This window comes from Brachyspira pilosicoli, assembly GCF_019402445.1.
GTDB lineage: Bacteria > Spirochaetota > Brachyspiria > Brachyspirales > Brachyspiraceae > Brachyspira > Brachyspira pilosicoli_B.
This window is the reverse complement of the sequence record NZ_SRZM01000160.1, coordinates 1-8,702: the sequence shown is the minus strand read 5'-3', so window position 1 is coordinate 8,702 and position 8,702 is coordinate 1. Positions and strand designations below refer to the sequence as shown.

The window sequence follows — 8,702 nt, the reverse complement described above, 5'->3', positions numbered from 1 at the left end:
GATATGTTTGGAATATCACTATATTTTTTATTTGATATATTATTTCCTATAGAAAGCACTAAATCAGAAATAGTATTCATATTATGTCTTAAAGCTTCTATTTGTTTAGCTGATAATCCCAATAACTGAATATTACTTCTATCGAATTCTTTTAATGCATTTTTTACAGAAGAATCTAAAAGCTGATAAACTACTAAAAGTCTATTTTCTTCTACCTCTGTTAGAACTGTAGTGTTAAGTCCGTATATCTTCGAAAGCTCATTCATTCTATTTGCTGTTTTATATATAGCATTAATATTATCCACAAACCAATTAATATTATTTCTCTTTCTCATATCTGATAATACATATTTAATATCATGCAGTATAGAATAGCCCGCACTCTCATCTTCTCCGCTTGCTATATAATAATGCGAACGTATTAAAATATCTTGCAAACTATCAAAATCAGTTTTCCATTGAGGGTCTTCAGTGTTAGCATTATAATATTTTTTTTTGAAAGCATTCCAATCTATTATAAATCTCTCTATACTCTCTTTTCTATTTTGATTATTAATATTTGCAGTATAAAGAAGTGTCCTTATATAAGACTTATCAAGCAATGCCATATCTTCAAGCAAAGTATTTTCTTTTTTACCGCAAGAGATTAACAATAACAAAATAATTAAATATATTATATTATTTTTCAATTAATTATTCCCACTCTTTTTTATTTTATTGATTAATATATTAAAATAATGTAATATAAATTATGGAAAAAAACAAGATATATTTTTTAATATTATTACTAGCTATTGTTTCATGCAAAAAAAATGATATAGAAAAGGGAATATTATATTCTACTGGATATAGTGATTTAAGCCATGAAGCAAGCAGAGAAAAAGCAATAGAAAATATGTATTATTATATAGCTGAAAAAACAGCACCAACCATTAATAGAAACGATTATAATGTTGTTGGAGTGTTTTTAAAAGATTCTAATATAATAGACTTTAATAATAAAGAAACAGTAAAAATAAAAAATTATAAAAAAAATGATAATTATTATACAGATATAAAAGTGGAAAATGCTTCTATATATACAAACTCACTGCAAGCTTTAAGTAAGATTGTTAGAGAAGGAAAAATAGAAGGTAATATTTTTAGAGCGAATGCATCTATACAATTAACAGAAAATGCAAAACTAAGTCCATATACAAGGCAAATGCTTACACAAAATGCTTTAAAAAGAGCTTACGAATCTTTATATTATATGTTGTTAAAAGAGGGAATAGATGTTAATAAGGTTGTAGAATTAACCAATAATGCATATATTTCAGAAGAGAGCTATAGTGAAAATGAATATAATGTTGTAATAGAAACAGAAATAAATTAGTAATTATTGATTTTTTATATATATGCAATTATAATTATTAGAAATGGAGAATATAAAATGAATAATGTTATAAATGGAATCTTTGGAGCTACTTCTTTGCTCAATGTTGCTATGATACTATGTTGGATAGCTTTATTATTATGTTCTCTAATAGCTATCACAGCAATAGTTGATAGGTTTATTTATTTTAACAAAGTAAAAGCACAAGATGATGCATTAGCACCAAAACTCCATGCTCTAATAAAAGATAATGATATAAAAACAGCAATAGCACTATGCGAAACAAGTAATTCTCCATTATCAAATATAGTTTTGGAAGGTTTAAAAAACATAGAAATAATAAAAGAATCGATGATAATGCAGTCAAATAAAGAGCTTCCAAAATTAGAGAGATTTATTTCTACACTATCTACAATATCAACAGTAGCACCACTATTAGGACTTCTCGGCACAATACTTGGTATGATAGAATCTTTCGGAGTGATGGCATCTGTTGGAAGCGGAAATCCTATAGCTCTTGCAAGCGGTATAGCAAATGCACTTCTCACAACTGCAGCAGGTCTTGTTATAGCAATACCTACAGTTGTTTTTTATAACTATTTCGTAAATGCTCTAAACTCAAGAATAAGCTTTATGGAAAATGTTTCTAATGAGATTTCAGACTATTTAAGTAAGAAAGATAAATAATTTTATATATACATAAACAAGTATATTTTCTCATAGTTTTTTTCTTCAACTTTTTCCCGCCGCAAAAAGTTGCAAAAAATGCAAATGATTTAATTTTGTACGTTATAAATATATATAAATAAGATAATGCTTATATTTTTGTTAAAAATGAAGTTCTTTTGCTTCTTTTATTAATATAGAAGAAGTGTGGCTTTGCCCAACAAATAAAAAACATACAAGAATTTTTAACAAACTTAAAAATTCTTGTATACTTGAACAAAACTATTGAAAATTATTTTCTCTTGCGGTCATTAAGCCCCATCAAATCGCGTACTTCATAAAGTGTCTTTTCAGCTACTTCAGAAGCATTCTTTGCCCCCTCTTTAAGAACATCATAAACATAATCTAAATCATTAGAATATTTATTTATATTCTCTCTTATAGGAGCTAATTCTTTATTGATATTTGCTGCGAGCATTCTCTTACATTGTACGCATCCAATAGAAGCATTTTTACAGCCTTCGCAAACTTCTTTTTCTTCCTCTTCGCTTGAGAAAATTTTATGATAAGAATAAACATTACAAATATCAGGATTACCCTTATCTGTTTTCAATTTTCTATTAGTGTCTGTCATAGCTTTTTGCATTATTAGTTTTTCTGTTTCTTCTGCTGTAAGCGATAAAGCAATATGGTTATTTAATGACTTACTCATTTTGTTTACGCCGTCAAGACCCAATATTCTTAAAACCTTACCATGATAAGTGTCTGGCTCTTTAAAATATTCTCCAAATCTATTATTAAACTTTCTTACTATCATTCTTGTAAGCTCAACATGCTGTTCTTGGTCTTCACCAACAGGCACTATATCAGGGTGATAAAGTAAAATATCAGCAGCCATTAATGATGGATATGTAAGCAAAGCAGCATTAATATTTTCAACATTCTTTCTTGATTTATCTTTGTACTGCGTCATTCTTTCTAATTCTGCTACAGGTATAATAGAATTAAATATCCAAGCTAGTTCAGTATGAGCCCTCACATCAGACTGCACAAATATAGAACATTTTTTAGGGTCAAGTCCTGAAGCTAAATATTCTACAGCAGCATTAATTATTCTTTTTTGCATCTCTTTTACATCATATTCTATAGTAATAGCATGATAATCAACTATACAAAAAAAGCCATAATACTCATCAAGTATATCAGCCCAATTCTTTAAAGCTCCAAGATAATTGCCTATATGAAGCGAACCTGTAGGCTGTATTCCGCTTAACATTATTTTTTTATTATTATTCATAACTATAACTCCAAATATTAATCAATTAATATTATTATTCTGCTTTTATATTAGCAACCAAAACACCATTTTGATTTTCTAACTCATTAGCATTTATATAAAATAATCTCTTATCTTCTGTTTCTACTAATAAAGTTTTATTTAAAGGATTCAAATCTTTTATAGAAGCAGGAGTATTATTAAATATCAATTTAGTTCCTACTTTAGGCAAATCCTTTTTAAGAGCACAATAAGCCTTATATTCATGAGCCAAACAGCACATAAGCCTTCCGCATTGTCCTGATATTTTCATTGTATTTAAAAGCATGCTTTGCTCTTTTGCCATTTTTATAGTGATAGTTTCAAACTTTCCGTTTTTTACCCTGCAGCATAATTCTCTTCCACATATTCCGCATCCACCTATAGCCCTAGCTTCATCTCTAACGCCAATTTGCCTTAATTCTATGCGTGTCTTAAAATGAGCAGCCAAATCTTTTACAAGCTCCCTAAAGTCAATTCTCTCCTCTGCTATAAACTCAAATAACAACTTAGCCCTATCAAGAAAATAATAAGAGCTAATAAGCTTCAAATCTAAATTATGATTATTAACTTTTTCTTTACAGATTCTAAAAGCTTCCACAGCATCTTCTTTATTTTTAGTATGCTGCTTCAAATCCTCTTCTGTTGCCTTTCTTACGATATTAAATATTTTATTTTTTTTAGGTTTTACTATATGAGCTTCATCGTCCACCATCTCTTTCATCTCTTCAGATATTTCTTCATCGGAAGTGTTATCCTCAGGAGTGTTTTCTTGACAATTATCTTCTACAACATTACTATTGTTAAACGCTTCTATGTCTATATCTTCAAAATTAACAATATATCCCAACTCAATTCCTTCATCAGTCTCTACAATACAAGCATCTTTTATATTTATGTTTTCTATATGTGCATGTTCAAACTTACCAAAATTGGAATCTCTAAACTTTACATGAGCTACATTTTTTATCATCTATAAACCTCTATTTTTATATTGTAAATCAAAAATAAATTATTAAATATTTTATTTTTAAGTTAATATAATTGCAAGTATTATTTATTTAATATTTCATTCTTTAGTTGTAAATATCTTGCAGTATAATAAACACCATTTTGAGCCTCTTTGCTTCCATTTCCAAAAGCCCTCTTACTAATTGAAAGTATAGGAGGAGCCTGTATTCTTTTTGAAACAGCCATTCCATTATATTGCTTCCACCATTTTTCTAAATCCTCTATAAACTCAATATCAGTTTTAAAATATTTTTTTAATAGTCCTTTTTTACACCCAATCTTCTCTTCTAAAACTCCATTTATATACCACTCTAAAACATCTTCAGGTATAATCCTATTCCAAGATTCAAACATAGTTTTAAATAAATAATCATGATAATCATATTTTACAGGGTCGCCTTTGCCTTCATCTACAGCCTGTGCAGTTGAAAGTTCAGCACTCGGAATTATATTAATTGTACCCTCTGGAATAACTTCTCTTTTAAAAACTTTATCATTAAGATATCTTGCAAGTCCGTATATTTGATATTTCCATAAATCTCCCAAACAAGCAAAAAAGCCAGCACTATCACCATACATAGTGGAATAACCAATAATAGTTTCTGTTTTGTTGGCATTGCAAGTAAATACCCCTCCAAAACTTGCAGCTATAGCAGCTAATATTCTTGAAGAGCGGTCTCTTGCCTGTATGTTTTCTGTAACAAATGATGATACTTTTAAGAAACTCTCTTTTCCATCTCTAATCATAGGAGAGCTTTCAAGTTGCTTTATAGTATAATCAACCGACTCTTGTATAGGCATTACCATATAAGCACAGCCTAAATTATCAGATAAACTCTTAGCAAGGTTTTTAGTTGTATTAGAATTAAATTTACTAGGCATATTAACAAGCAAAACATTATCAGCACCTAAAGCACTAACATACATTGCAGATGATAATGCAGAATCAATTCCACCAGAAACCCCAATAACTACCCTATTCATTCCAATAGATTTCATAAACTTTCTTATTCCGTAAATAACTGTTTCGTATATGAGCTTATATTCATTTTCTTCTTTTATTGTTATTTCTTCTTTTTTACTTTTATTATCAAGCTCTATATAATATATTTCCTCTTTATATCTATCACCTTTTAAAAGTAATTTACCTTTTTCATCATAAACTCTGCTGCATCCGTCAAAAGTAAAAACATTCTTTCCATTGTTTTGAATGCCTACATTATTAGCATATATTAACGGCTTATTATATTTTTTTGCTATATCAGAAAACATGTTATTCTTTTTTGCTTCATCTTCTAAAATATAAAAAGAACTAGATATATTAATAAACATATCAACATCATCTTTCATTATTTCCATAGGGTTTACATTATAATTCTTAGCCCACATATCTTCGCATATAGTTAAGCCTAATTTTATTTTTTGTTTATTAATTTCTATCTCTAATGGTTTTAAATATTTTTTTATGCTAACATCATTTTCTAAAGCTAAATCTTTGAGACTATAAAAATGTCTGCTGTCATCAAACTCTTTATAATTTGGAAGAAGAGTTTTTATAAAGAAATTATACTCTGTTGTATTATTGTCTATAAGTTTTCCATCTTTTGCTACAAACAATGCATTATATTTTCTCACTCTTCCGTCAAAGTTTTTTTTAGTTTTATCTAAAGCAATATTACCAAAAATAACATATATATCTCTAGAAGCTTTTATTATCTCTTCTCCAAGTCTTTCGCATTCTCTCACAAAAGACTCACTCTCCCACATATCTCCAACCATATACCCAGAAACAGAAAGCTCTGGAAAAACAATGATATCTGACTTATTCTCCCTTGCTTCTTCAATATATTTAATCATTTTACTAGCATTTATAACAGGCATAGAAGGTATTATTTCAAATTGGCATATAGCTATCTTCATAAGAAACACTCCAATTTTTTAATTAAATTTTTAATATAAAATATTGGATAATATAATATAAGAAAATAAATAATTTGTCAAAATATATACTATATGATATAATCCAACTTATCATAATGAGGCAATAAAAAAATGAGAAGAAAAGAGTTTAATTTTAATAATAAAAAAGAAATAGAAAATATATTAAATACTATAAAATACGGTGTTATGGCATTACCTGATAAAATTCCCTATGCAGTTCCTATAAGCTTTTGCTATAAAGATAATGAAATATATTTTCACGGAGCTCCAAGCGGAAGAAAATACGAAATATTGAAAACTAATCCTAAAATATCCTTTACTGCTTCAAAAACATACTCATATATGCCATCGACATTCAAAAATAATACTATGACACCAACACAATTTTATTTTTCAGTGTATATTGAAGGAGAAGTAAATCTAATAGATATAAACGAAGTTGAAAGAAGAAAAAATATATTATATGAACTAGTAAAAAAATATGAAAAAGATAACACTAGTTTGTCAATAGAACACAAAATGTTTGAATATGCTCATAAGCCAATGTTAGTAGGAGTAATAAAAATAGAAAACATCACAGCAAAGGCAAAATTCGGACAAAATATGAGTGATGAAGAAATAAATATACTAATAAAAGACTTAGAAAAAAGAGGCGAAAAAATAGACTTAGAAACAATAGAGATGATGAAAAATGTAAGAAAATAATGAATATCTTATGTAAAGTTTGGAAAAAAACTTGAAATATTTTTAGCTTTGTTGTATAATCAATAAAACTATCTATTGGGTATCTTTTTTATATGAGTAATATAGTGGTAATAACGGCTCCATCGGCAGCTGGTAAGACAACTTTAATAAAAAAATATATGTCAAAACACTCAAATGCAATGTTCAGTGTATCTCATACAACTAGAAATATTAGAGAAGGTGAAGTTGACGGTAAAGATTACTACTTTATAGATAAAGATACTTTCCAAAAAATGATAGATAATGGTGATTTTATTGAATGGGCTAATGTTCATGATAATTATTATGGCACTTCTTTTAAAGAATTAGAAAAAGCTAATGATGAAAAAATCATACTAATACTAGATATAGACATACAAGGAGCTTTATTCTTAAAAGAAAAAGGAATACACGCCAATTATATATTTATAGAGCCTCCTTCAATAGACGATTTGAAAGCAAGATTAGAGGCAAGAGGAACTGAATCTGAAGAAAGCATGAAAATTAGAATACAAAATGCTAAAAGAGAATTGGAATATAAAAATAAATTTGATATTATTATAAAAAATGATGAAATTGATGTAGCTTATAAACAATTAGAAGAAGCTATAAATTCAAAATTATAATAAATGGAGTATTTATATATGGGAATAATACCACTAAAAAAACTTATTGAATATAAAGGTAATCGTTATGAACTTAGTAAGGCTATGATAGAACTTGCTAAATCTGGCGAAAAATTATTAAAAGCTGAAACTAAATATAGAAATGGTAAATATATACCTACAGTAATAAAAAATATACTTGATGGTACTATTAAATATGAATACGAAAAAGATACTCAAATGACAGTAGATGAAGAAGCACCTTTCAAACATACTGAGGCTACATATAATGATGCTGAATATGTTACTGATGATGAAGTTGAAGAAACAGAAGAAACTATTATAGAAGACATTGATGATGATGATGAAATAATAGACAATTATGAAGAAGAGGAAGAAGAAAAGCCAAAAAGAAAAAAAAGAGCTTCTAAAAAATCTGAATAATATTAAATTGTGAAAAAAATAGTTTTTATATCTGGGGCTACAGCCTCTGGAAAAAGTGATTTTACACATAAACTCATAGATAACTATTTCAATAATGCCACCATATTATCTATAGACTCTATACAGGTTTATAGATATATGGATATAGGCTCCGCTAAACCCTCCAAAGAAGAAATAAAAAAATATAATTATAAAATGATAGACCTAATTGAGCCTTCAGTTAATTTTAATGTTAATGATTATCTTGATATATTAAAAGATACTGTAGACAATATAGATAATACACCTATATTTGGAGTTGGAGGCACTGGTTTTTATATTGATTCTATAAAATACGGGCTTTTTGAAGAAGAAAATGAGGATAAAGAAAAAGCTATTAAAATAAGAAAAGAGCTTTATGAGAAAATAGAAAAAGATGGATTAGAAAGTTTGTATTTGGATTTAGTTAATATAGATAAAGAAGCTGCTTTAACTATAGACAGATTTAATTCTAGAAGAGTTGTTCGTGCTTTAGAAGTTTATTATAATACTGGAAAAAAGTTTTCTGAATTAAAAAAACAAAGAAAAAGAAAATTAAATATTGAATATATTAGCTATATTATAGATATTGAAAGAGAAGAGC

General features: G+C 27.6%; 10 protein-coding genes. 6 read left to right on the top strand and 4 right to left on the bottom strand.

What is annotated here, in order from left to right:
- The coding region (locus E6A48_RS06250) for a hypothetical protein (RefSeq protein ID WP_219709198.1) at positions 1-689 on the bottom strand (689 nt) is incomplete at its 3' end.
- A gap of 62 nt (positions 690-751) precedes the next feature.
- On the opposite strand from E6A48_RS06250, the gene E6A48_RS06245 reads away from it, so the two are divergent.
- Positions 752-1,375 (top strand): hypothetical protein, encoded by a 624-nt coding sequence (locus E6A48_RS06245; protein WP_219709197.1) that lies wholly within the window; start codon positions 752-754, stop codon positions 1,373-1,375.
- A gap of 57 nt (positions 1,376-1,432) precedes the next feature.
- Positions 1,433-2,062 carry a MotA/TolQ/ExbB proton channel family protein gene (locus E6A48_RS06240; protein WP_219709196.1) on the top strand — a complete coding sequence of 210 codons (630 nt, stop codon included), beginning with the start codon at positions 1,433-1,435 and terminating at the stop codon, positions 2,060-2,062.
- Positions 2,063-2,333: 271 nt separating this feature from the next.
- Here the strand turns inward: E6A48_RS06240 and trpS are convergent, their stop codons facing one another.
- From trpS to nadE, 3 genes are all read right to left on the bottom strand, one after another.
- Positions 2,334-3,338 carry a tryptophan--tRNA ligase gene (gene trpS, locus E6A48_RS06235; protein ID WP_219709195.1) on the bottom strand — a complete coding sequence of 335 codons (1,005 nt, stop codon included), beginning with the start codon at positions 3,336-3,338 and terminating at the stop codon, positions 2,334-2,336.
- Between the two features lie 34 nt (positions 3,339-3,372).
- Positions 3,373-4,329, bottom strand: coding sequence for a PSP1 domain-containing protein (locus E6A48_RS06230; protein ID WP_219709194.1), 957 nt, complete (start codon positions 4,327-4,329; stop codon positions 3,373-3,375).
- A gap of 80 nt (positions 4,330-4,409) precedes the next feature.
- On the bottom strand, positions 4,410-6,287 hold the full coding sequence (gene nadE / locus E6A48_RS06225) for an NAD(+) synthase (protein ID WP_219709193.1): 1,878 nt from the start codon (positions 6,285-6,287) through the stop codon (positions 4,410-4,412).
- Between the two features lie 132 nt (positions 6,288-6,419).
- Here nadE and E6A48_RS06220 point away from each other — a divergent pair, with 132 nt between their 5' ends.
- The 4 genes from E6A48_RS06220 to miaA all read left to right on the top strand — a co-directional run.
- On the top strand, positions 6,420-7,013 hold the full coding sequence (locus tag E6A48_RS06220; RefSeq protein WP_219709192.1) for a pyridoxamine 5'-phosphate oxidase family protein: 594 nt from the start codon (positions 6,420-6,422) through the stop codon (positions 7,011-7,013).
- Between the two features lie 92 nt (positions 7,014-7,105).
- The gene (gmk, locus tag E6A48_RS06215) at positions 7,106-7,657 is read left to right on the top strand and encodes a guanylate kinase (RefSeq protein ID WP_219709191.1); all 552 of its coding nucleotides are present in this window, start codon (positions 7,106-7,108) and stop codon (positions 7,655-7,657) included.
- 18 nt (positions 7,658-7,675) lie between these two features.
- Positions 7,676-8,080 carry a hypothetical protein gene (locus E6A48_RS06210; RefSeq protein WP_219709190.1) on the top strand — a complete coding sequence of 135 codons (405 nt, stop codon included), beginning with the start codon at positions 7,676-7,678 and terminating at the stop codon, positions 8,078-8,080.
- 9 nt (positions 8,081-8,089) lie between these two features.
- Positions 8,090-8,702: tRNA (adenosine(37)-N6)-dimethylallyltransferase MiaA (gene miaA / locus E6A48_RS06205; protein WP_219709189.1), on the top strand; the 613-nt coding region annotated here is incomplete at its 3' end.